The sequence below is a fragment of the Micromonospora sp. NPDC049060 genome (assembly GCF_040649055.1).
Lineage (GTDB): Bacteria > Actinomycetota > Actinomycetes > Mycobacteriales > Micromonosporaceae > Micromonospora > Micromonospora reichwaldensis.
Genome location: NZ_JBEZEV010000100.1, coordinates 1 through 23212, shown reverse-complemented (window position 1 = coordinate 23212; position 23212 = coordinate 1). Strand labels below are relative to the sequence as shown.

At 74.3% G+C, this 23212-nt stretch carries 19 protein-coding genes; 11 read left to right on the top strand and 8 right to left on the bottom strand.

Going from position 1 to position 23212, the window contains the following annotated elements; all coding sequences use genetic code 11:
- Both AB0B83_RS26290 and AB0B83_RS26285 read left to right on the top strand, forming a co-directional pair.
- A partial coding sequence (locus AB0B83_RS26290) for an adenylosuccinate synthetase (protein ID WP_357580396.1) occupies nucleotides 1-948 on the top strand: 948 nt, incomplete at its 5' end.
- 82 nt (nucleotides 949-1030) lie between these two features.
- Complete coding sequence (locus AB0B83_RS26285) at nucleotides 1031-1645, top strand: DedA family protein (RefSeq protein ID WP_357580395.1); 615 nt, start codon at nucleotides 1031-1033, stop codon at nucleotides 1643-1645.
- A gap of 26 nt (nucleotides 1646-1671) precedes the next feature.
- Here AB0B83_RS26285 and AB0B83_RS26280 read toward each other — a convergent pair whose 3' ends face one another.
- A complete protein-coding gene (locus tag AB0B83_RS26280) occupies nucleotides 1672-2316 on the bottom strand; it encodes a TetR/AcrR family transcriptional regulator (RefSeq protein WP_151455556.1) in 645 nt (214 codons plus the stop codon).
- Between the two features lie 67 nt (nucleotides 2317-2383).
- Between AB0B83_RS26280 and AB0B83_RS26275 the strand changes: the two genes are divergently transcribed.
- From AB0B83_RS26275 to AB0B83_RS26260, 4 genes are all read left to right on the top strand, one after another.
- On the top strand, nucleotides 2384-2836 hold the full coding sequence (locus AB0B83_RS26275) for an SCP2 sterol-binding domain-containing protein (protein ID WP_132235180.1): 453 nt from the start codon (nucleotides 2384-2386) through the stop codon (nucleotides 2834-2836).
- 1 nt (nucleotide 2837) lies between these two features.
- Nucleotides 2838-4052 (top strand): acyl-CoA dehydrogenase family protein, encoded by a 1215-nt coding sequence (locus tag AB0B83_RS26270; protein ID WP_357580394.1) that lies wholly within the window; start codon nucleotides 2838-2840, stop codon nucleotides 4050-4052.
- Nucleotides 4053-4198: 146 nt separating this feature from the next.
- A complete protein-coding gene (locus AB0B83_RS26265) occupies nucleotides 4199-5761 on the top strand; it encodes an AMP-binding protein (protein WP_357580393.1) in 1563 nt (520 codons plus the stop codon).
- Between the two features lie 127 nt (nucleotides 5762-5888).
- On the top strand, nucleotides 5889-7253 hold the full coding sequence (locus tag AB0B83_RS26260; RefSeq protein WP_357580392.1) for an MFS transporter: 1365 nt from the start codon (nucleotides 5889-5891) through the stop codon (nucleotides 7251-7253).
- A 170-nt stretch (nucleotides 7254-7423) separates the two neighbouring features.
- Here AB0B83_RS26260 and purD read toward each other — a convergent pair whose 3' ends face one another.
- The 3 genes from purD to AB0B83_RS26245 all read right to left on the bottom strand — a co-directional run bounded on the left by purD (nucleotide 7424) and on the right by AB0B83_RS26245 (nucleotide 11191).
- Nucleotides 7424-8671 carry a phosphoribosylamine--glycine ligase gene (gene purD / locus AB0B83_RS26255; protein WP_357580391.1) on the bottom strand — a complete coding sequence of 416 codons (1248 nt, stop codon included), beginning with the start codon at nucleotides 8669-8671 and terminating at the stop codon, nucleotides 7424-7426.
- Between the two features lie 84 nt (nucleotides 8672-8755).
- The gene (locus tag AB0B83_RS26250) at nucleotides 8756-9694 is read right to left on the bottom strand and encodes a type IV toxin-antitoxin system AbiEi family antitoxin domain-containing protein (protein ID WP_357580390.1); all 939 of its coding nucleotides are present in this window, start codon (nucleotides 9692-9694) and stop codon (nucleotides 8756-8758) included.
- 207 nt (nucleotides 9695-9901) lie between these two features.
- Nucleotides 9902-11191, bottom strand: a complete 1290-nt coding sequence (locus AB0B83_RS26245) for an adenylosuccinate synthase (RefSeq protein WP_327030141.1) — start codon at nucleotides 11189-11191, stop codon at nucleotides 9902-9904.
- A gap of 122 nt (nucleotides 11192-11313) precedes the next feature.
- Between AB0B83_RS26245 and AB0B83_RS26240 the strand changes: the two genes are divergently transcribed.
- Entirely contained in the window at nucleotides 11314-12489 is a 1176-nt protein-coding gene (locus AB0B83_RS26240; protein ID WP_357580389.1) for a hypothetical protein, read from the top strand.
- A gap of 1585 nt (nucleotides 12490-14074) precedes the next feature.
- Nucleotides 14075-15751, top strand: coding sequence for a chromosome partitioning protein (locus tag AB0B83_RS26235; protein WP_357580388.1), 1677 nt, complete (start codon nucleotides 14075-14077; stop codon nucleotides 15749-15751).
- Nucleotides 15752-15836: 85 nt separating this feature from the next.
- On the opposite strand, the gene AB0B83_RS26230 is transcribed toward AB0B83_RS26235, so the two are convergent.
- On the bottom strand, nucleotides 15837-16265 hold the full coding sequence (locus tag AB0B83_RS26230) for a DUF3151 domain-containing protein (protein ID WP_357580387.1): 429 nt from the start codon (nucleotides 16263-16265) through the stop codon (nucleotides 15837-15839).
- Nucleotides 16266-16562: 297 nt separating this feature from the next.
- Here AB0B83_RS26230 and AB0B83_RS26225 point away from each other — a divergent pair, with 297 nt between their 5' ends.
- A complete protein-coding gene (locus AB0B83_RS26225; RefSeq protein WP_357580386.1) occupies nucleotides 16563-17825 on the top strand; it encodes a hypothetical protein in 1263 nt (420 codons plus the stop codon).
- Between the two features lie 111 nt (nucleotides 17826-17936).
- Here AB0B83_RS26225 and fbaA read toward each other — a convergent pair whose 3' ends face one another.
- Entirely contained in the window at nucleotides 17937-18962 is a 1026-nt protein-coding gene (gene fbaA / locus AB0B83_RS26220; protein WP_334560023.1) for a class II fructose-bisphosphate aldolase, read from the bottom strand.
- Nucleotides 18963-19367: 405 nt separating this feature from the next.
- Between fbaA and AB0B83_RS26215 the strand changes: the two genes are divergently transcribed.
- Entirely contained in the window at nucleotides 19368-19580 is a 213-nt protein-coding gene (locus AB0B83_RS26215) for a hypothetical protein (protein ID WP_357580385.1), read from the top strand.
- A gap of 54 nt (nucleotides 19581-19634) precedes the next feature.
- Here the strand turns inward: AB0B83_RS26215 and AB0B83_RS26210 are convergent, their stop codons facing one another.
- Both AB0B83_RS26210 and AB0B83_RS26205 read right to left on the bottom strand, forming a co-directional pair.
- A complete protein-coding gene (locus AB0B83_RS26210; protein ID WP_357580384.1) occupies nucleotides 19635-20696 on the bottom strand; it encodes an LCP family protein in 1062 nt (353 codons plus the stop codon).
- Nucleotides 20693-21178: a SigE family RNA polymerase sigma factor gene (locus AB0B83_RS26205; protein ID WP_357580383.1), complete on the bottom strand. Its 486-nt coding sequence runs from the start codon at nucleotides 21176-21178 to the stop codon at nucleotides 20693-20695. Before AB0B83_RS26205 ends, AB0B83_RS26210 begins: the two co-directional genes overlap by 4 nt.
- A 179-nt stretch (nucleotides 21179-21357) precedes the next feature.
- On the opposite strand from AB0B83_RS26205, the gene AB0B83_RS26200 reads away from it, so the two are divergent.
- Nucleotides 21358-22926: an LPXTG cell wall anchor domain-containing protein gene (locus AB0B83_RS26200; RefSeq protein WP_357580382.1), complete on the top strand. Its 1569-nt coding sequence runs from the start codon at nucleotides 21358-21360 to the stop codon at nucleotides 22924-22926.
- The last annotated feature ends 286 nt before the right edge of the window (nucleotides 22927-23212 follow it).

Here is a 23212-nt window from a genome sequence, read left to right as displayed (position 1 = left end):
GGCAAGCAGGTGGTGGTGCTGGTCGAGCTGAAGGCGCGCTTCGACGAGGTGGCCAACATCGGCTGGGCGCGCAGCGAGACCGTCGCGTACGGTCTCGCCCACCCCGACGAGGCGCCCCGGGTGGCCGACTGCGGCGACCCGGGGCTGCTCCGGCGGCGGCTGACCGCCCTTCGGGACCGGCTGACCGCCGAGCTGGGCCCGCTGGACGCGCCGCCCGTCGACGACTGCCTGCCCGCGTTCACCGGCTTCGCCGGGCGGGTCGCGATCGTCGACCGGAGCTGGCTGGCCGGGGCGCTGCGGGCCGGCACCTGCGTCTTCGAGGGCGCGCAGGGGGTGCTGCTCGACGAGTGGCACGGCTTCCACCCGTACACGACGTGGAGCACCACCACCTTCGCCAACGTCGACGGCCTGCTCGCCGAGGCGGGCCAGGCCGGCGACGTCACCCGGATCGGGGTGCTGCGCGTGGTCACCACCCGGCACGGGCCCGGCCCGCTGGTGACCGAGGAACCGGCCCTGCCGCTGGCCGACCCGCACAACCCGACGAACCCGTGGCAGGGCCGGTTCCGGTTCGGCCACTTCGACGCGGTCGCCCACCGGTACGCCCTCGCCGCGGCCGGCGGGGTCGACGGCCTGGCGCTCACCCACCTCGACCTCGCCGGCCCCGGGCTGCGGATCTGCCGCCGCTACGACACCATCGACCGGCTCACCCCGGGCCCGCCCGGCGACCTGGACCGGCAGGCCGCGCTCACCGCCCGCCTGCTGCGCGCCCGCCCCGTGTACGACGACGCCCCGCCGCCCGACTGGACGGCGGCGGTGCAGGAGGAGCTGGGCGCGCCCGTGGTGCTGACCTCCCGGGGGCCCACCGCCGACGACAAGACCCCCCACGGCCCGCTGCTCGCCCCGCGCCCCCTCGCGCCGGCCGGAACGCCCGTCGGGGCGTCGGTGTGACGCCGGGCCGCGCCGGAGTCCCGAGCGGGTCGATCCGGCGACTCGACCACCGGGCGGGTCGCACCCGGCGAGCATGGGAGGCATGGAGTCCGTGCTCGACCTGCTCCGGCAGCTGGTCGCCTCACCGTGGGTGTACCTGCTGATCTTCGGGCTCACCGCGGTCGACGCGTTCTTCCCCGCCGTACCCGGCGAGACGGCCGTGATCACCGCCGCGGTGCTCGCCACCGGCGGCAACCCCGACCTGCTGGGAGTGATCGTCGCCGCCGCGCTGGGGGCGTGCCTCGGCGACCACGTCTCGTACGCCATCGGGCGCGGCGGCGGCGCGAGCCGGCTCGCCCGCTTCCCGGCGGACAGCCGGCGCCGGGCCAGCTCCGAGTGGGCCCGGCGGGCGGTGCACCAGCGCGGCGGGCTGATCCTGACCACGTCCCGGTACGTCCCCGGTGGCCGGACGGCGGTCACCCTCACCATGGGCGCGGTCCGCTACCCGCTCCGGTCGTTCCTGCTCTTCGACGCCATCGCGGCGGTGAGCTGGGCGCTCTACTGCACCCTGCTCGGCTACTTCGGCGGGCTGGCCTTCGAACGCGACCCGGTCAAGGGCATCCTCGCCGGCGTGGGCCTCTCGCTGGCGATCACCCTGCTGTTGGAGTCCGCCCGCTGGCTGCACCACCGCAGGCGCCGCGCCACGTCCCGCCGCTGAACGCGCGACCGTGGAGCCGCCGCCGCTCAGCCGGGGGTGACCCGTGGGTGCCAGGTGACGCCGTGCAGGAGTTGACCGGCACCGAGCCAGGCGACGTTCATCATCCGGGTGGCGGTCTTCTCGGGGTCGGCCTCCGGGTGGTCGGCGAGCCAGTCCGCCAGCGACTCGGTCGCCCCCACGAGGGCGTACGCGACGACCTCCAGGTCGGTCTCGCCCACCTCGCGGCCCTCGGCGCGCAGCGCGTGGTCGAGCATCCCGGCGACCACCTCGACCAGCCGGGCCCGCATGCCGGCCAGCTCGCCGGCGAAGGGCTGCTCGCCCCGGGCCTGCCGGTAGAGCACCGCCCACCCGTCGCGGTGCGCCCCGACGAAGCCGAAGAAGGCGCGCAGCCCGCGCCAGAGCCGCTCGTCGGCCGGCAGCTCGGGGGCGGCCGCCCCGGCGATGGCCTGCATCATCCGGGTGCCCTCCCGGTGCAAACAGGCGACGAAGAGTTCTTCCTTCGTGCCGAGGTACGCGTAGACCATGGGCTTGGAGATGCCGGCGTCCTCGGCGATCTCGTCCATGCTGGCCGCGTGGAAGCCCCTGCGTGAGAACACTTTCACGGCCGCGTCGAGCATCTGCTGCTCGCGTACGGCGCGGGGGAGGCGCTTGAAGGTGGGTGGGGTGGACACCTTGCGAGCATACCTACTCGCCCGTAAGGTTACGCACGAGTAGCCAATCCCCGGAAGGTGCAGCCCCATGACTGACTTCGACCCGGCCAACTTCGCGAACGTCGGCCCCAAGGAGTTCGCCCAGCTGGTCAAGTCCACCCCGGACGACAAGATCGCCGAGGTGATGTCCGGCGACCTGCGCGGCAAGATCCTCGGCGAGGTCTTCGGCCGGATGCCGCAGCTCTTCCGCGCCGACCGGGCCGGCTCGACCAACGCGGTCATCCACTGGAACATCACCGGCCGTCCCGACGGGGGCACCGACACCTACGAGGTGGTCGTCGCTGACGGCACCTGCACCGTCAACGAGACCCCGCAGCACGACCCGAAGCTCAGCCTCACGATGGGCCCGGTCGAGTTCCTGAAGATCGTCTCCGGTGGCGCGAACCCCGTCATGATGTTCATGACCGGCAAGCTCAAGGCCAAGGGCGACCTGGGCCTGGCCGCCAACATCGCCAACCTGTTCGACATCCCCAAGGCCTGACATGGCCGAGTTCTCGCTCGACCTGAACGAGGAACAGCGGGATCTGCGCGACTGGGTGCACGGCTTCGCCGCCGAGGTCGTGCGCCCGGCCGCGGCCGAGTGGGACGCCCGGGAGGAGACCCCCTGGCCGATCATCCAGGAGGCGGCGAAGGTCGGCCTCTACGGCTTCGAGTTCCTCGCCACCTGCTGGGCCGACCCCACCGGCCTCTCCCTCCCGATCGCCAGCGAGGAACTCTTCTGGGGTGACGCCGGCATCGGGCTGGGCATCTTCGGCACCTCCCTCGCGGTGGCCGCGATCTACGGCGCCGGCACCCCCGACCAGATGGTCGAATGGGTGCCGCAGTGCTTCGGCACCGTCGACGAGCCGGCCGTCGCCGCGTTCTGCACCACCGAGCCCGAGGCCGGCTCCGACGTCGGCGCGATGCGCACCCGGGCCGTCTACGACGAGGCGAGCGACGAGTGGGTGCTCAGCGGGCAGAAGGCGTACGCCACGAACGGCGGGATCGCCGGGGTGCACGTGGTCACCGCCTCGGTCGACCCGACGCTCGGCTCCCGCGGGCAGGCGGCGTTCGTCGTACCGCCGGGCACCGCCGGCCTGGCCGCGACCCGCAAGCTGCGCAAGCTGGGCCTGCGCGCGTCGCACACCGCCGACGTCTTCCTCGACGACGTACGCGTGCCGGGGCGCTGCCTGCTCGGCGGCCGGGACGCCCTGCTCGAACGGCTCGACCGGGCCCGCTCCGGCAAGCGCGTCTCGGGTCAGGCCGCGATGCGCACCTTCGAGCTCTCCCGACCCACCGTCGGCGCGCAGGCGCTGGGCGTGGCCCGGGCCGCCTACGAGTACGCCCTGGACTACGCGAAGGAGCGGGTCCAGTTCGGCCGTCCGATCATCGAGAACCAGGCGGTCGCGTTCGCGCTGGCCGACATGAAGATGGAGATCGACGCCGCCCGGCTGCTGGTCTGGCGGGCGTCCTGGATGGGCCGCAACAACCGGCCCTTCACGGCCGGCGAGGGCTCGATGTCCAAGCTGAAGGCCGGTGAGGTGGCCGTCTCCGTCACCGACAGGGCCGTGCAACTGCTCGGCGGGGCCGGCTTCCTGCGGGACCACCCGGTCGAGCGCTGGTACCGGGACGCCAAGATCTACACCATCTTCGAGGGCACCTCCGAGATCCAGCGGCTGGTCATCTCCCGGGCCATCTCCGGCGTCCAGATCCGCTGACCGACCGCCGGCGCGGTCGCCGTCCAGGGGCCGCGCCGGGCCTGGGCGTCCGCCGCGCCCGTACCGCTGCGCGCTCGATCTCCAGATCGCCCGCGTGGGGTCCCCGGCCCGGGGGCCCCACGCGCACCGCACGAGGAGGCCGCGTCATGGACCTGCCGTTCGTCGTCGCCACCCTGACCCGACGCGGGCTGCTCGCCCCCGGCCGACCGATCCGCGTCGCCTCGCAGCTCCAGGCGCTGCGCAAATGGGGCTGGAACATCGCCGGCGAGCTGCGCCAGGCCGCCGCCCGCGACCCCGACCGCACGGCCGTCGTCGACGAGCAGGGCACCGGCCTGACGTACGCCGAGCTGCTCGACCGGTCGGAGCGGCTGGCCCGGGGAATGCGGACGGCGCTGGGGGTGCGACCCGGGGACCGGGTCGGCGTGCTCTGCCGCAACCACCACGGCCTGGTCGAGACAATCGTGGCCGCCACCCTGCTCGGCGCGGACGCGGTGCTGGTCAACACCGGGCTCTCCGCCGGGCAGCTCGCCACCGTCGCGCAGGAGCAGCGGCTGCGGGTGCTGGCGCACGACGCCGAGTTCGCCGACCGGGTCGCCAACCTCCCCGCCGAGGTGCAGCGGCTCGACGAGCGCGCCCGGGAGGCGCTCGTCGCCGGCGCGGTCCCCGGCGAGCTGCGTCCCCCCGAGCGCGACGGCCGGATCATCGTGCTCACCTCCGGCACCACCGGCGCACCCAAGGGAGCCCGGCGCCCCACCCCGAACGGGTTCGGCCCGCTGGTCTCCATCATCGACCGGATCCCGCTGCACGCCCGGGACACCGTCATGATCGCCGCGCCGCTCTTCCACACCTGGGGGTACGCGGCCCTCCAGGTCTGCTTCGCCCTGCGGGCCACGGTCGTGCTGCACCGCCGGTTCGACCCGGCCGCCACGCTGGCCGCCCTCGTGGCGCAGCGCTGCGACGCGCTCTTCGCCGTGCCGGTGATGCTGCAACGGCTCCTGGAGGTGCCGCCGCCGGACCCCCGTCCCCCGCTGAAGGTGGTCGCGGTAAGCGGTTCCGCGCTGCCGGGCGGCCTCGCCCTGCGGTTCATGGACGTCTACGGCGACGTGCTGCACAACCTCTACGGCTCCACCGAGGTCTCGTGGGCGTCCATCGCCGGCCCCGCCGACCTGCGCACGGCTCCGACCACCGCCGGCCGCCCGCCGCACGGCACCCGGTTGGCGATCCTCGACGCGGCCGGCGAGCCGGTGCCGGCCGGGCAGGTCGGCCGGATCTTCGTCGGCAACGAGATGCTCTTCGAGGGCTACACCTCCGGGGCCGTCCGGGAGCACCGCGGCGGCCTGCTCGACACCGGCGACCTGGGGCGGCTCGACGCCGACGGGCTGCTCTTCGTCGACGGCCGGGCCGACGACATGATCGTCTCCGGCGGGGAGAACGTCTTCCCGGCCGAGGTGGAGGACCTGATCGCCCGGCTGCCGCAGGTACGCGAGGCCGCCGTGATCGGCGTACCGGACCAGGAGTACGGCCAGCGCCTCGCCGCGTTCCTCGCCCTGCACCCCGGCGAGACGCTCGACCCGGAGGCGGTCCGCGAATACGTCCGGCACTACCTGGCCCGGTTCTCCGTACCCCGGGACGTGGTCTTCGTGAAGTACCTGCCCCGCAACGCCACGGGCAAGGTGCTGGCCCGCGAGCTGCGCCGCTACTACGGCTGACCGTTCCCCGGCCGTTACTGCCCGGATGCCCGGCCGCCCCTAGGCTGACGGCACCATGATCGGCTCCGGACCACGCCGCCGTGCCCGTCACCGCCACCATCCCCGTCACCGCCAGCCGGGACCACGGATGGCACCGCTGCTGCTGGTCGAAGCGGCGACCCTGCTCTCCAACACCGGCAACGGGGTGGCCAACGTCGCCCTGCCCTGGCTGGTGCTGGAACGTACCGGCAGCGCCACCGCGGCCGGCGTGGTCGCGGCAGCCGCCGCGCTGCCGATGCTGCTGTCCGGCCTGGTCTCCGGCACCATCGTGGACCTGCTCGGCCGGCGGCGTACGGCGCTGGTCTCCGACACGCTCTCCGCCGCCTCGGTCGCCGCGATCCCCGTGGTCGACGCCCTGCTCGGGCTGAACCTCGGCTGGATCGTGGCGCTGGCCGTGCTCGGCGCGGTGTTCGACCCGGCCGGGCTGACCGCCCGGGAGACGCTGCTGCCGGCCGCCGCACAGGCCGCCCGCTGGCGGATCGAACGGGCCAACGGGGTGCACGAGGCGGTCTGGGGGCTCGCCTTCCTGATCGGGCCCGGCGTCGGCGGCATCCTCATCGCCGCGATCGGCCCCGGCCCGACGCTCTGGGTCACCGCCGCCGGGTTCGCGCTGGCCGTCGTGATGATCGCCGCCGTCCGGCTGCCCGGGGCCGGCCGCCCCGAACGCCCCCCGGAGGGCCTGTGGCAGGGCACCGCCGAGGGCCTGCGGTTCGTCTGGCGGGACAAGCTGCTGCGTACCATCGCGCTGCTCACGATGGTGCTGGCCGCGCTCTACCTGCCGGTCGAGGGCGTGCTGCTGCCGGCGTGGTTCGTGGCCCAGGGAGAGCCGGCCCGGCTCGGCGCGATCCTGATGGCGATGAGCGCCGCGGGCGTGATCGGAGCGCTCGCCTCCAGCGCGGCGGGACGGCGGGTCCGTCGCCGCACCCTGCTGGTGGCCTCCCTGCTGGTCATCGGGGTGTCGCTGGTCGGCCTGGCCACCCTGCCCCCGTTCCCGGCCATGATCGGCTTCGCCGCCGGGATCGGGCTCGCGTACGGGCCGGTCAACCCGCTGTCCAACTACGCCATGCAGACCCGCACCCCGGAGCGGCTGCGCGGCCGGGTGGTCGGGGTGATGACCTCGTTCGCGTACGCGGCCGGCCCGGCGGGCTACCTGCTCGCCGGGCCGCTGGTCGGATGGGTCGGGCTGCGTACCGCCTTCCTGGTGCTGGCCGGGGCGCTGCTGCTGGCGGTGCTGGTCGCCGCGCCGCTGCCGGTGCTGCGGGCGCTGGACGATCCGCCCCGCTACCCACCCGCCCCGCCCGGCGGCCCGGGCGACCGGGCGGAGGAGCTCGTGCCCCTCAACGGCCAGTACGCCTCCGCGACGCGCCGGGACACGCCCCGCGTACAGGGGCGCGTCCGGGTCGAGGGACTGTGGACGCCCGCCACGCACCGGGACGCGCCCGTGCGGGGGTGACGGCCCCGGTCAGGGATTACGGCACCGGTCAGGGATGCAGCGTCAGCCCGGGCGCAGCGGTTCCAGCCGTGCCCCGACGTACTCGCGGTAGCCCTCGATGTCGGCAGGCGATCCCGCCACCTCCTCGCCGCACCGCTCAAACGGAGGCGAGGAGGGAGTGGGTTGCCCGGTCAGCCCGGAATCGTGATCCGACCCTCGACGGCTGCGGAGGCGATGTCGGTGCGGTGGTGCGAGCCGGCCAGTTCCACCCCGGCGACCAGCGCGTACGCGGCGTCCCGGGCGGCGGGCAGGTCGGCGCCCGTGGCGGTGGCGCAGAGCACCCGGCCGCCGGAGGAGAGTAGCGCCCCGTCGGCGCCCCGTCGGGTGCCGGCGTGGATGATCCCCGGCCCCTCGCCCCCGGTGATCACGTCGCCGGTGCGTGGGGCGGCCGGGTAGCCCTCGGCGGCCACCACGACCGTGACGGCGGCGCCGTCGCGCCAGCGCAGCGGCGGGCGCGCGGCCAGCGTGCCGGTCGCGGCGGCGTGCAGCAGCCCGGCGAGCGGGGTCTCCAGCAGCGCCAGCACCACCTGCGTCTCCGGGTCGCCGAAGCGGGCGTTGAACTCGATCACCCGGGGGCCGTCGGCGGTGATCGCCAGCCCGACGTAGAGCAGGCCCGCGAACGGGGTGCCCCGGCGGGCCATCTCCGCCAGGGTCGGGTGGACGACGTCGCGCATGACCTCGTCGACCAGGCCGGACGGCGCCCAGGGCAGCGGCGCGTACGCCCCCATGCCGCCGGTGTTCGGGCCGGTGTCGCCGTCGCCGACCCGCTTGAAGTCCTGCGCCGGCAGCAGCGGCACCGCCGCCTCGCCGTCGGTGACCACGAAGAGGGAGACCTCCGGGCCGGACAGGTATTCCTCGACGACGACCCGGCCGCACTCCTCGGCGTGCCGCAGCGCGGCGGCGCGGTCGTCGGTCACCACGACACCCTTGCCGGCAGCGAGCCCGTCGTTCTTCACCACGTACGGCGCGCCGAACTCGTCCAGCGCCCTGCCGGTGCTCTCCGCGTCCGTGCAGGTGTAGGCGCGGGCGGTCGGCACGCCGGCGGCGGTCATCACGTCCTTGGCGAACGTCTTCGAGCCCTCCAGCCGGGCCGCCTCGGCGGACGGCCCGAACGCGGGGATCCCCTTGGCGCGTACGGCGTCGGCGACCCCGGCCACCAGCGGCGCCTCCGGCCCGATCACCACCAGGTCGACCCCGGCCTCCACCGCCAGCGCGGCAACGCTCGCCGGATCGCACGGATCGACGGCCCGCACCGAGGCGACCGAGGCGATCCCGGGATTACCGGGCGCCGCGATCAACTGCTCAACGGCCGGATCCGCAGCCAACCCGAGCGCGAGCGCATGCTCCCGCCCCCCACCACCAAGAAGAAGAACCCGCACACCCGGCATCCTACTGACCCTCACCCCCCACACCGTTGATCATGAGGTTGACGGCGCTGATGGCGATCGACTTCGCCGCCAACCTCATGATCGACGGCGCCGTGCCGCGGCTGCGATGGCCTCGCGGACGGTCCAGGGGATGTAGTCGGGGTGGAGGGTGTCGGCCCAGGTGAAGCGGAGGACGGTCCAGCCCGCGTTGACCAGGCGGTTCTGCCTGCGCCGGTCGGCGAAGGCCGCCAAGGGAGTGCCGTGGGGTCCTCGGCCGTCGGCCTCGGCGATCACCTTCGGTCCTCGCCAGCCGAGGTCGCCGACCCCGAGCAGATGGCCGTCGCCGTCCCGCACCGCCACCTGGAGGACATCCGGCGGGACCTTCCCGTCGACGCAACGGAGCCGGGTGCGGGTCTCCAGCGGGGACTGCGCCCGGCCGTCCGCCTCGGCCAGGTGACGGCGCGCGGCCACGGCTCCCCGCCGGCCTCTGACCAGGCGCGGAATGGCCAGCAGGTCAGCCTCGGTGATCAGACGACGGTTCAGCGCCGAGTCCAGGACCGAGACCGCCGGATACCGGCCGACGCGACGGATCACCTCCGTCACGGTGCAGAGCGGGCTCGTGGCGGGCATACCGCCGATGCGGACGACCGAGGCCGCCGGGTGCTCGATCTGATGGACCACGAGACCGGGTTCCCGAACCCGCGCCAGCCTCGCGGAGGTGCCGGGCAGCGCCACGTGGATCTCGTCACTGGGCGGAAGACCGGCGATGCCGTGAAGCTCGGCGGCCGTTCCCAGCACCGCGTGCGCCCGGGGCCCCAGTGACAGCAGGGCCGCGCGGACCAGTTGCCGTCGGGACGCCTCCTCGACTGCCCCGCCGTCAGTCAGATAGACGGCCCGCGCCACGCGACGCCAACGGCCGAACGCGACCAGGTTGTCGATCTCGTGCCGGCCGAATCCGACACTCATGGCCTGGCCCCGGGTGACCAACCCGTCCTGCCCACCGGCGATCCGCCGCAACTTCCCCGAACGGTCCATGGCTGACCACCATGGACCAATCCATCCGCCCCACGCTCCCCCTGTGGACAACCACCCCCACCCTGTGGAAAACCTGCCCTTCCCCCACCCTCCGAGTCGATCATGAGGTTAGCGGCACTGATAGCGATCAACTTCGCCGCCAACCTCATGATCACCGCGCAGGGGCCCCGGGGAGCCGGGACGGGACGGGTGGGGTGGGTGGGGTGGTTAGGGGAGGAGGGGGTGGCGGAGGACGTTTTCTTCGCGGCCCGGGCCCACGCCGACGACGCTCACCCTGGTGCCGCAGAGTTCCTCGATGCGGGCGACGTAGCGGCGGGCGTTCTCCGGGAGCTCGTCCTCGGTCCTCGCCTTGGTGATGTCCTCCCACCAGCCGTCGAGCTCCTCGTAGATCGGAGTCGCGTGGTGGAAGTCGGTCTGGGTCATCGGCATGTCGTCGAAGCGCTCGCCGTTGATCTCGTACCCGACGCAGATCGGCACCTTCGGCAGGCCGGTGAGCACGTCCAGCTTGGTGACCACCAGGTCGGTGACGCCGTTGAGGCGGCACGCGTACCGGGCGACGACGGCGTCGAACCAGCCGCAGCGCCGCTCCCGGCCGGTGGTGGTGCCGTACTCGTGGCCGATCTTGCGCAGGTGCTGCCCGTTGTCGTCGAACAGCTCCGTCGGGAACGGCCCGCTGCCGACGCGCGTCGTGTACGCCTTGCTGACCGCGATCACCTTGCTGATCGCCGTCGGCGGGATGCCGGCGCCCACGCAGGCCCCGCCGGCCGTCGGGTTCGACGAGGTCACGAAGGGGTACGTGCCGTGGTCCATGTCGAGCATGGTGGCCTGGGCGCCCTCCAGCAGGACCGTCTCGCCGCGGTCCAGCGCGTCCCAGAGCATGACCCGGGTCTCGGCGATGTACGGCTTGAGCCGCTCCGCGTACCGCAGGTATTCCTCGACGGTCTCCTCGACGTCGATCGCCTTGCGGTTGTAGATCTTGAACAGGAGCTGGTTCTTCTCGCGCAGCGCCAGTTCCAGCTTCTTGCGCAGGATGCCCGGGTCGAGCAGGTCCTGCAGCCGGATGCCCATCCGGGCGACCTTGTCCCCGTACGCGGGGCCGATGCCCCGGCCGGTGGTGCCGATGCGGGAGCTGCCGAGGTAGCGCTCGACGACCCGGTCGAGGGCCCGGTGGTGCGGCATGATCAGGTGCGCGTCGCCGGAGATCCGCAGGCGGCTGACGTCGACACCGCGCTCGGCGAGCCCGTCGATCTCGGCCAGCAGCACCTTCGGGTCGACCACGACGCCGTTGCCGATGACGATCATCGCGCTCGGGGAGAGCGCACCCGACGGCATCAGGTGCAGCGCGTACTTCTGGCCGTCCGGCGTGATCACCGTGTGGCCGGCGTTGTTGCCGCCGGAGTAGCGCACGACGTAGTCGACCCGCCCACCCAGCAGGTCGGTAACCTTGCCCTTGCCCTCGTCGCCCCACTGGGCACCGAGGAGCACGATCGCTGGCATCTCTTCGCCTCCAGAAGGCTCGGGTGCCAGGTGGCGACCGGTCAGCGAGCCCGGGGTGTCAGGCTAACAAGTAGTGGCGGCGCGGCCGGCAGGGGTCGCGTCGGGAGGCAGGAGGCCTTTCGGTGTACGACGTGGTGCTGCTCACCCTCGGCTCGGACCGCGACGCGTCCGGCGGGGCCTGCGGCAGCGGCGGCTGCTGCGGCGCGGCGCCTCAGGAGGGGGCCGGCCCGACCGCCGCCGGCGCGTCCGACGGCACGACGACCGACGCCGACGCCCCCGCCAGCGGCACGACGGCCGGCGCCCCGGCCAGCGGCGCGACAGCCGACGCCCCGGCCAGCGGCGCGACGCACGACGCTTGCGCCCCCGCCGGTGGCGCGACGGCCGACGCCTGCGCGGCCGGTGACGCGACAGCCGACGGGCGCTGCGACACCCCGCGGGTGCCGGTGCTGGCCTGCGCGGACGCGCTCACCGCCCGGGGCGCCCGCGTCGAGACGGTCACCGCCCGCTCCGACGCCGAGATCGACCAGGTGCTGGCCCGGTTCGACGGCCCGCCCCGCCCGGACGGCCTCACCTGGCCCGACCCGGACTCCAAGGCCCGGCTCGTGGTCGCCGCCGCCAGCGACGCCCAGTTGCGCGCCGTCGTGCGCCGGCTCGTCCGGCGGTACGCCCCACCGCCCAGCCGCCGCCCCGACGACCTGCCCGGCAACCGGACGGTGCCGGACCTGCCGCCGATCGGCGTACTCCCGCTCGATCCGGCAGGGAGCACGACGCACCGTGACCTGGCGGCGCAGCTCGGGCTGCCCCGCGACCCGGCGGCGGTGGCCGCCGCGGTGCTGGACGGCACGCCCCGCCGGCTCGACCTGCTGCGCAACGACGGCGGCTCGGTGACCCTGGACGGCGCGCTCCTCGGCGCCGCCGACGACAGCGGCCGGCCGCTGCACTGGCGCGGGCGGGTGGAGGTGGACGACGCCGTGCTCTCGAACGGCGACGATCCGCTGCTGGCCTGCGCGATCGGCAACGCGGGCGGGTACGCCCGGCTCGACGACGTGGCCCTGCTCGGCGACCCGGACCCGACGGACGGGCTGGTCGAGGTGGCGGTCGCCGTTCCCGTGGTGACCCGCTCGGCGTTGGGCAGGAAGCGGGTCCGGCTGGAGGTACGACGCGCCCGGGGGCGGGCCGTGGCCGTGCTGCCCCGCGAGGGGAAGGTCCCGTTCCTCGACGACGGTGCCGAGGGCGAGCTGAGCCGGAAGCGGTCCTGGTGGACCGAGCCGGGCGCCTGGGCGGTCTGGGCGGGCTGACCTCGGCGTCCCCGACGCGACCGACGCGGCCGGCCCACGACGGCCGACCCGGCGCGGTCACTGGGCCTATCCTCGGCAGGAGGAATGGGGAGGAACCGTGGTGGACGAGAACGTCGACCGGGTCCACGGGCCCGGCCAGCAGCCGATGCCGGAGCGGGACATCGAACCACTCTGGCCGCCGGAGCAGATCGACGGCACCGACACACCGCCCTGGGCGTCGACCGCCGCGCCCCCGTCCCCCGTCCCGCCCCAGGGCCGGCCGGGTCACCCGCCCTCGCCGGCCGACTACCCGTCCCTGCACGGCGGGGTGCCGCTCCCCGACGCGGGGGCGACCGCCCCGCAGGGCGCGAACCCCGGCTGGGCGTCGCCACCACCCGCATTTCCGGGCCATCCCCCGGCCGCAGTCCCGGGGCCCCCACCCGCTGCGGTCCCGGGGCCTCCACCGTCCGCGATCCCAGGACCACTACCGGCCGCGATCCCAGGGCCTCCGCCAACCGCAGTTCCGGGGCCTCCGCCCACTGCGATCTCGGGGCCTCCACCGGCCGTGGCCCCTGGGCCTCCGCATGCCGCCGCCTTGGGCCATCCAGTGACCGGGGTGTCGGCCCATGTACCGGTCGAGGCCTCTGGTCCCTCACCGGCCACGGCGTCGGGATGGGGGCCGGACGCCTCGGCCTGGGCACCGCCGACGCCCGCCGCGCAACCCACAGCGGCCACCCCGAACGCTTCCACAGGCCCGACGGTCCCGCCGAGCCCGACCGCAGGCCCGAGCCCGACCCCAGGCCCGAGGCCGACCGCAGGCCCGGGTCTGGGCCCGAGCCCGGCCCCGGGCCTCGGCGCGGTCGGCGCGCCTGCCACCGGCCCTGCCGGCGACCGCATGGCGGTCGGGGCGGGCAGAGGTCCGTCGGTGGCCGCCGGAGGCGGCGTACCGGTTCCTCGGGCTCCACAGACCGGGCCCGCCCCGGTCGACCTCGACATGCCATTCAGCCTCGACCAGCCGGCCGCACCCGTTCCGGTGGCGTCCCCGCAGCCCGTGGGCACCGCCCGGACCGACACGGCACCGGCCAACTCGACCCGTCCCAGCGGTCCGGGCGAGCCGGCCCAGGGGTTCGCCAAGCGGCAGGACGCGGCCTCGCCGGACGCCTTCCCGGGTGGCCGGCCGTCGCCCCACGACACGGCGCCCGGCCCCGGCGGATCCGCCGGGGCTGACGACCTCCAGCGGACCGGCGACGCCCCGACGGCCGGCTCGCCGACTACGGGCGGGAACGGGACCGGCGGCCCGACGAACGGGAGCATCATCAGCAGCACTGCGAATGGGAGTAGCGGCGTCCCGACGGAGGGCAGTGCCGGCGGGCCGCCGGATGACGGTGCCGGCGTCCCGACCAACGGCAGTGCCGGCGGCCCGGCGGATGACGGTGCCGGCGGCCCTGCGAACGGCAGTGCCGGCGGTTCGACGAACGGGAGTGCCGGCGGCCCGACGCACGGGGGTGCCGGTAGCGCCGCGAATGACGGTGCCGGCGGTCCCGCTAACGGGCGTCCCGGCGGGGCGGCGACGGGCGGCGGCCAGGCCAACGGCAGCGGGGTGCGGATGCCGGCCGAGTCGCCGTGGGCACAGCCGCCGCAGCGGCCCGCCACGGCGGCCGTCGAGCCCGGACCGGGACCCGGCGCGACCGAATCCGCGCCCACGCACCAGGGCGCCACGCTCCGACCGACTCTCCACCACCAGCAACCGGCCCAGCCAGGCCCGGCCGACCAGGCCCTCCCTCCACCGGGTCCGGCCGGCCAGGGCCCACTCCGGCAGGCCCCGCCCCAGGCGGGTGCGCCCCAGGTGCCGTTCCCGCGCGATGCGGCTGGGCAGGGCGTGCCGGTCGGCCCCACGCCGAACCTCGCGCCGGACCTCGGGCGCGACCCGGCGACCCCGCAACAGAGCTTCGGAGCCGGCCCGGCGACGGCACAGCAGGACTTCGGACCCGACCCGGCGACGGCACAGCAGGGCCTGGGACCGGACCATGCGCAGCAGGACTTCGGGGCCGGCCCGGCAGCACAGCAGGACTTCGGGGCCGACCCGGGGGCGGCGCAGCAGTCCGCGCCGCCCGGGCCCTACCCGCCGCAGCAGGGCGGTCCCTACCCGGCGCAGCAGGCCGGTCCGCCGGGGCCGTACCCACCGCAGCAGGGCGCGACGCCGCCCGGGCCGTACCCGCCCGGCTGGTATCCGCCGCCCTGGCAGCAGGCCGCCCCGGGGGGCCACGCCCCGGCTCCGCAGCAGGCGTACCAGCCGGCCGAGGGGGTCGTCGCGGTGCCGCCGGCACAGCCCGACCCGAACTGGCGTCCGGCGATCACCGACCCGCCGACGGCCGAGGACTTCGCGCGCCGGCGGCAGGTCCGGCCCGCCGACCCGGTGGCCACGATGGGCGTACGGGCGGTGGCCAACCGGATGGGGCTGCGGCTGCCGCCCGGGCGGCACGAGCAGGAGATGCGGCGGGACATCGAGACGGTACGCCGCAACTTCGGCGGGCTGCGCCAGGTGACCGTGGTGAACCCGAAGGGTGGCGCGGGCAAGACGGTGGCCATCCTGCTGCTGGCGATGACGTTCGGCCAGAAGCGCGGCGGCTACGTGCTGGCCTGGGACAACAACGAGACCCAGGGCACCCTCGGGATGCGCGCCCAGCAGGACTTCCACTCCCGTACGGTGCGGGACATGCTGCGGGACCTGGGCCAGTTCCAGGGCGCGCACGGGCGGGTGGGCGACCTGTCGCAGTACGTCCGCTCGCAGGGCGAGGGGATGTTCGACGTCCTCGCCTCGGACGAGTCGGCCACGGGTGGCGAGATGCTCACCGCCGCCGCCTTCGCCGAGATCCGCGAGGTGGTCAGCCGATTCTACAAGTTGATCTTCGTGGACACGGGCAACAACGTCCGGGCCCAGAACTGGCAGGCCGCCATGGACGCCACCGACCAGTTGGTGGTGACCATGTCGGCCCGTAACGACTCGGCGGAGACGGCCGCCCGGATGCTGGACCACCTGGAGCAGAGCGGCCGGCAGCGGCTGGTACGGCAGGCGGTCACCGTGGTCTCCATGCCGCCGTCGCGCAAGGAGATCGACCTGCCGGCGATCCAGGAGCACTTCGCGGCACGCACCCGGGCGGTGCTGCTCGCGCCGTACGAGCGGCTCATCGACACCGGCGAGCCGATCCGCTACGGGGGGCTCTCCGCGGCCGCCCGGGACGCCTGGCTGAAGATCGCCGCCGCCGTCGCGGAGGGGCTGTAGGCCCTCGCCGGGCGCGGCGGGACGGTGGACTTGGGCGAGCCGACGGCCGGCGGGGCTGACGCCGCGCCGGCCGTCGACTCGGACGTCAGTTGCTCGCGAGCGCGTCCGCGGCGGCCGGGTCGCAGTCGCGGAGGAACTGGGCGCAGCGGGCCGCCTCGTCCGCCTCGCCGATCTCGTCGGCGGCCCGGGACAGCACGTAGAGGCAGCGCAGGAAGCCCTGGTTCGGCTCGTGCGACCACGGCACCGGACCGAATCCCTTCCAGCCGCTGCGGCGCAGCTGGTCCAGGCCCCGGTGGTAGCCGGTGCGCGCGTAGGCGTACGCCGGGATGACCTGGCCGGCGGCGAAAGCCCGCGCGGCCAGCGCACCCCAGCCGGCGCTGTAGGTCGGGAAGCGCGCCGCCACCTGGGCGTACGCCTCGTCGCTGCTGGCCTGCTCGGCGGCGGCCAGGGCGGCGTCGGCCTCGTCGTGCGCGGGGAGGAGAGTGGCCGGTGGTTCCGGCAACAGGTTCTGCATCGCCCCATTCAACCCGCTTCGCCCCGGGGCGCGCGAGGGGGTTGGGCGAGCCGACTGGCTGAACGGCTGAGGAGTTGGTCACGCCTGCGGCCCATGCCCCGGGCAGATGCTTTCGACTACAACTATTGGTCGGGAGCCTCCCCAGGACCCGGTACCGCGGAAGCCCGGTGGTCACGGCCGCCGGGCTCCCGTCGGTTTAGCGCGGGTGCGGTGCCGCGCGGATCGGGCGGCCTCCGGCGGCAGGGCCGCCGGAGCGCGGAGGCTCCCAGGTTTGGCCGGTTGACCCGGCGGGGCAGGATGGCCAGGGTGCCGACCCCACCTCCCGCGGACGTCATCGAGCCGCACACCTGCACCGACGAGATCGAGACCCGCGCCGAGTTCGACCGGCGGCTGACCACCGGCAGCCTCGTCGGGCTGACCGTGCAGGGGCTACGGCTCGACCTCGATCCCGTCCCCGACCTCACCGCCGTCGAGGTGACCGGCACCCTCTTCGTGGGCTGCCGCTTCGCCTCCCGGGAGGTCGGCGCCGACCTGGTCCGGCGCGGCGCGAACGTGGTGCCGCCGTTCTCCGGGCTGCCCTACCCGACCCAGCCGTCCCACCTCTACACCCCGGAGGAGCTGGCCGCCGGGTTCGCCGAGGGCGGGTTCGCCGGGATGTACGACACCCGCGTCTACGAGCACTTCCGGGCGCACGGCGGGGCACTGCCGGACGTCCGGGAGGCACTCGGTCAGCGGCTGCACGACCACGGCGTGGACAACGCGCTGGCCGACGCCACCCGCGCCTGGCTGGCCACCCACGGGCCGCAGTCGGTGGTCGGCATCATGGGTGGGCACGCGGTGCCGCGCGGCAGCGCGCCGTACCGGATGGCGGCGGTGCTGGGCTGGGAGCTGGCGCGGGCCGACCGGCTGGTGGTGACCGGCGGCGGCCCCGGGGTGATGGAGGCCGCCAACCTCGGCGCCCACCTCGCGCTGCGGCCGGTCGAGGACCTGGACGCCGCGATCGACCTGCTGGCCGGGGCGCCGGACTTCACCGACCACGACCGCTACACGGCGGCGGCGCTGCTGGTCCGGGAGCGCTACGGCCAGCCGGTGGTGCCGCCCCGGCCCCGGGACGCCGACACCGGCAGCGTGTCCCGCGCCGACTCGGCAGCGCTGGCCGCCGGCGACGTGGACTGGGCGCGCGCCGGCGGGCTGGCCATCCCGACCTGGCTGTACGGGCACGAGCCGGCGAACCTGTTCGCGGGGCGGATCGCCAAGTACTTCTCCAACGCCATCCGCGAGGACACCATCCTGCGGCTGGCCCGGGGCGGGATCGTCTTCGCCCCCGGCCGGGCGGGCACGGTGCAGGAGGTCTTCCAGGCCGCCACGAAGACCTACTACGGCACCGACGGGGCCAGCGGCGCGTACGTCTTCCTGGACCGCGCGTACTGGACGGACGAGCTTCCGGTGGAGTCGCTGCTGCGGCCGCTGCTGGGCGCCTCGCCGTTCGGCGACCTGTCGTCCTCCGTGCACCTCACCGACGACGTCCACGAGGCGGTCCGGGTGCTCACCGCCGGTTAGGAAGGGCACCTTCCTGTCGCATTCCGATGTGCAAGGTGCCCCCTTCCTAACGACAGCGACGGCCGGCCCCCCCTGGTGGGGAGCCGGCCGTCGGCGGTACGCGTCAGCGCGTCACTTGGCCAGCGTGGTGCCGGTCGAGCGCAGGTGCTCGCAGGCCTCCGCCACGCGGGCGGCCATGCCGGCCTCGGCGGCCTTGCCCCAGACCCGCGGGTCGTACTGCTTCTTGTTGCCGACCTCGCCGTCCACCTTGAGCACGCCGTCGTAGTTGCGGAGCATGTGGTCCGCGACGGGCCGGGTGAAGGTGTACTGGGTGTCGGTGTCGATGTTCATCTTCACCACGCCGTAGTCCAGCGCCTCGCGGATCTCGGACAGCAGCGAGCCGGAGCCGCCGTGGAAGACCAGGCTGAGCGGCTTCTCCTTGCCGTACTTGGCGCCGACCGCCTCCTGGATCTGGTTGAGGATCTCGGGGCGGAGCTTGACGTTGCCCGGCTTGTAGACGCCGTGCACGTTGCCGAAGGTCAGCGCCGCCATGTAGCGGCCCTTCTCGCCCAGGCCGAGCGCCTCGACCATGGCCAGGCCGTCCTCGACGGTGGTGTAGAGCTTGTCGTTGATGGCGTTCTCGACGCCGTCCTCCTCGCCGCCGACCACGCCGACCTCGATCTCGAGGACGATCTTGGCCTCGGCGGCCCGGTCGAGCAGCTCGGCCGCGATCTGCAGGTTCTCCGCCACCGGCACGGCCGAGCCGTCCCACATGTGCGACTGGAACAGCGGCTCCTGGCCGGCGGCCACCCGCTCCTTGGAGATCTGCATGAGCGGCCGGACGAACTTGTCCAGCTTCTCCTGCGGGCAGTGGTCGGTGTGCAGGGCGATGTTGACCGGGTACTTCTTGGCCACCTCGTGCGCGTACGCGGCGAACGCCACCGCGCCGGTGACCATGTCCTTGACGGAGGGGCCGGAGAGGTATTCCGCGCCACCGGTCGAGACCTGGATGATGCCGTCGCTCTCCGCGTCGGCGAAGCCCTTCAGCGCCGCGTTCAGGGTCTGCGAGGACGTCACGTTGATCGCGGGGTACGCGTACCGGCCGGCCTTGGCGCGGTCCAGCATCTCCGCGTAGGTCTCGGGGGAAGCGATGGGCATGTCGAACGCTCCTTACTTACCGCTGTCGGCCGTCACCGGCCGCTGTTGTCCCTGGGTGCGCCGGACCGCGCTGTCCACCGTCGGCAGTATCCCGTAGAAGACCGGTGCCGGCACAACCGACCCGGTACGCGCCCGTTCCCTGGCCACCGCCCCGCCGGCCCTCCCACCTGTCGGGCACGGAAGACGCCGATCAGCCAGGTCGCCACGGCCAGCACGACGGCACCCCGGGACGCGGCCGCGCGACGGCGGTGGCCGCCGACCGGGTCAGGAAGCCCACCGTCCCATCCTGGCACCGGAGGCGGCGGCCGGTGGGTCGATTCGGTCGACTCGGCTTCCGAGCGGCGGGCGGGCGCAACCCGTACGGTGTGTGGGGAACTGTCCGCTGAGATCCCGGGAGGGACTGATATGGGTCAGCCCGAAGAGGACTTCGCACCCAGCGACCACCTCAGCCCCGAGGAACGCGACATGGAGGCGGAGCCGGCCGACGCGATCGAGCAGGCCGCCGCGATCGACCCCGGCGACGCCGACACCGAGCCGCACCGTGGCCTGGAGGTCGACGACTGGGACGCGATGGAGCAGGCGCGGGTGGTCACCGCCGACGAGGACGACTACCGCTGAGCCGTACGCGGGCCGGACGCCGCCGGACGACCCCGGTGGCGTCCGGCCCGCGCGTCAGCGGGTGCGGTTGACCCGTTCCGGATGCCGCGCCGCCCACTGCGCCAGCCGGTCCTCCCGCAGCGCCGCGAGGAACCCCGGGGCTTCCTCCGGGTCCGGTGACAGCCGCCAGCCGGGGCCCTCCGGCGGCCCGACCGGGAGACTGAGCCCGACCGGGTCGACGGACCTCAGATCCGGAAGCACCCGCAGCAGGTCCACGAGAGGCGTGCCGTCGCCGCCCGCCACCAGGTCCGCGCCGACGATGTCGACCAGCGCGAGGAGTCTGACGGGGTTGGTCAGCACCTCCTGTTCGCCGGCCCGACGGATCAGCCCGGCGGCGAAGAGCTGCGCGTGCCGGTCCCGGTCGAGCCCGCCCTCGGGCAGTTCCCGCCGCTGCCGCAGCAGGTCGACCGAGGCGGCGCCGTCGAGCCGTTGGCAGCCGGTCGGGAAGACCCGCTTCGTGTGGACGGAGCGCACCTCGCGCGGCAGGCAGACCTCCACCCCGCGGACCTCGTCGGTGAGCTGGCGCAACACCGGGTAGGTGAGCACCGCGCCGGCGTCGACGCGTACGCCGGTCAGGTCGGCGACCGTCCGGCGGGTCAGCTCGTAGCCGCGCCCGAGGTCGGGCCGGCCGTCGCCGGCGCCGTGCAGGAAGGCGCTGCTCAGCTTGTCGGTCCCGTGCCCGGGAATCGGCACCGCCAGGTCGCGGGGCAGCGAGACGAGGTACGGCCGGCTGCGGTCCGCCGGGATGTGCACCAGCAGGACCGAGTCCGCCATCCGGGCGGGGGCCTTCGCCGAGCCGTCCGCGCCGAGCAGCAGGATGTTCAGCGCGCCGGTCGGTGCCGGCCGGGCAGGCTCGGCGAGCAGGGTGGCGTTCTCGGCGCCCCGGTCCGGCGTGAGCTGTGGCACCCCGATCCCGAGTACGCCGAGCAGGGCCAGCGCGACACCGCCGGCCCGGAGCCGCAGCCGGCGACGGCGGCGGGCAGCCGCGAGCCGGTCGATGGCGGACCGCAGCGGGCCGGCGGGCGGCGTCAGGGTCTCGTGCCGGGCGAAGGCGGCACGCAGGTCGTCCTCGATCACGATCGGGCCTCCACGTATTCGGCGCGCAGCGTGGCCAGGGCTCGGGAGATGGACGAGCGGACCGTCCCGACGGCGCAGCCGAGGATGTCGGCGATCTCCGCGTCGGGCAGGTCCTCGTAGTAACGCAGCACCAGCGTGGCCCGCTGCCGGCGCGGCAGCCGGGACAGCCAGGACCAGATCTGGTCCCGCTCCACGGCGTGCTGGGCGTGGTCGGCCGGCGCCGGCACCGCGTCGTCGGGCTCGGCGCGCAGCAGCACCCGGCGCATCCAGGAGCCCCGCCGCCAGTCGACGTACTGGTTGGTCAGCATCCGGCGGACGTAGCGCTCGGGCGAGTCGGCGCGGGCCACCCGGCGCCAGTTGAGCTGGACCCGGACCATGGTGTCCTGCACCAGGTCCTGCGCCTGGTGCGGGTCGCCGGTCAGCATGACCGCGTACCGCAGCAGCGCGGCCAGCCGTGAGTCGGCGAACTCCTCGTACGTCACTGCACCTCCCGGACTCCTGCTCCTGATGACGGATGCGGGCGGCCGGAACGTTGCGGCGATCCTGGTCAGCCGTTCGGTCGATGTTTGCCCGCCGGAGGCCGACCGGGCAGCGGCGGATCTTAAGGAGTCCTTAAGATCCGCTGGCCACTCCTGGCATTCCCACGGGAGGAACCCCCCACATGCTCAAGCACTCCACTCGGCGCTGGCTGGCCGGGCTGGGCGTCGCAGGCGCGCTCGTCGCCGCCTCCGCCTCCCCCGCCGTCGCCGAGGACACCGACGTCGAGCTCGGCGTCTACTTCAGCGACCTGACCGTCGCGGCGGGATCCGAAGGCAAGTACGAATCGCCCCTCATGTTCGCCTCCGAGCCCGTCACCGTGTTCGGCCTGACGGCCCGGTTCGACTACCGCGACTTCGCGGACAAGGTGCAGATCAAGTCGGACTTCGATTCCGAGTGCACCTCGCCGGAGACGGGCGTCCTGGTGTGCACGGACCCCTTCGAGCACGACCTGTACGACTGGGCCTCCGGCTACTTCAACGTGGCCGTCGTACCCACGGCGGAGGCGAAGGACGGTGACAGCGGCAAGGTCAAGGTCACGGTGAGCGCCGACGGCCTGGCGCCGACGAGCCACACGTCGCAGATCCGCGTCGGTGAGGGCGTCGACCTGGCCGGTGGTCCGGAGGTGAAGGTCTCGGCGGCGCCGGGCAGCCGGTTCACCGCCCCGATCGTGCTCGGCAACGCGGGTCAGACCACCGCCAAGGGTGCCGTCGCCGTCTTCGACAACGACCACGCCATCCGCCCCGACAAGCGGCACAGCAACTGCACCTACGAGGGCGACTACCTCCGCACCTGCCGCTTCTCGGACGACGTGGCCCCGGGGGCCGTCCACTCGGGTTCGCTGGCGTACCAGCTGGGCGCCGACACCTACGCCCCGGGCAGGGACTACGGCTACTACAACTGGATGACCGTCGCCGAGTTCGAGGACTTCAGCAAGTACCTCACCGACAACGGCTACTCGATCGGCGATCCCGGCGACGGTGCGGCCCTGAGCCTCTCGGCCCCGAACGTCCGGGCCCGCTCGTCCCAGGTCGACATCAACCCGGAGAACAACTGGTCGAGCATGGTGGTCACCGCCACCGGCACGAACGGCACCGACCTCGAAGCCGTCGGCGACTCGGTGACGGGGAAGGCGGGCGAGCGGGTCACCGCGACCGTCGGTTTCCGCAACAACGGTCCCGCCACCCTCGACTACCAGCGCGGTGGGTCCTCCGTGACCTACATGGAGGTCGCGATCCCCGAGGGCGCCACCGTGGTCGACGCCCCCGACGAGTGCATGCCCGTGAAGGGCGAGGACCGGGGCGAGCCGGGCGAGCCGGGCGCCCGCACCTACTTCTGCTACGCCCAGCCGCTCCTCAAGGCCGGCGACGCGGAGACCTTCGAGTTCGGACTCCGGATCGACAAGGTCGTCGCCAACGCGACGGGCACCGTCGACATCAACATCCCGTGCCAGTGCGACGGGGGCTTCTACGAGGACCTGAAGCCCGCCAACGACAAGGCGAAGCTCATCGTGAACGCGTCCGGCGACGGCGGCAGCGGAGGCGGTGACGGTGACGGTGACGGTGACGGCGGCACGCTGCCGATCACCGGTGAGTCCACCGGCCTGATCGCCGGCATCGGCGGGCTGCTGCTCGTCGCCGGCGTCGGCGGCTACGTGGTGACCAAGCGCCGCAAGACCCACTTCGTCGCCTGACCCACCCGCACCCCCGGTGCCCCGCCGACCACTGGTCGGCGGGGCACCACCATTTCCACCCCACCCCACCCCACCCGCAACCACCCACCCCGACGCCACGCCCCCAGACGCCCACCCGACGGCACGCGCCGCCCACCCCCAGACACCCCAACCGACGGCACGCCCCCGCCCGAGCGGTCGGACGAACCGAAACCACGACGGGTTTCCGGGGGAGCCCCGCCCGCGCAGGGATCAAGCCTGACCGCCCGGAGCGGGCGGGGCTCCCCCGGGAAACCCACCCCCGGAC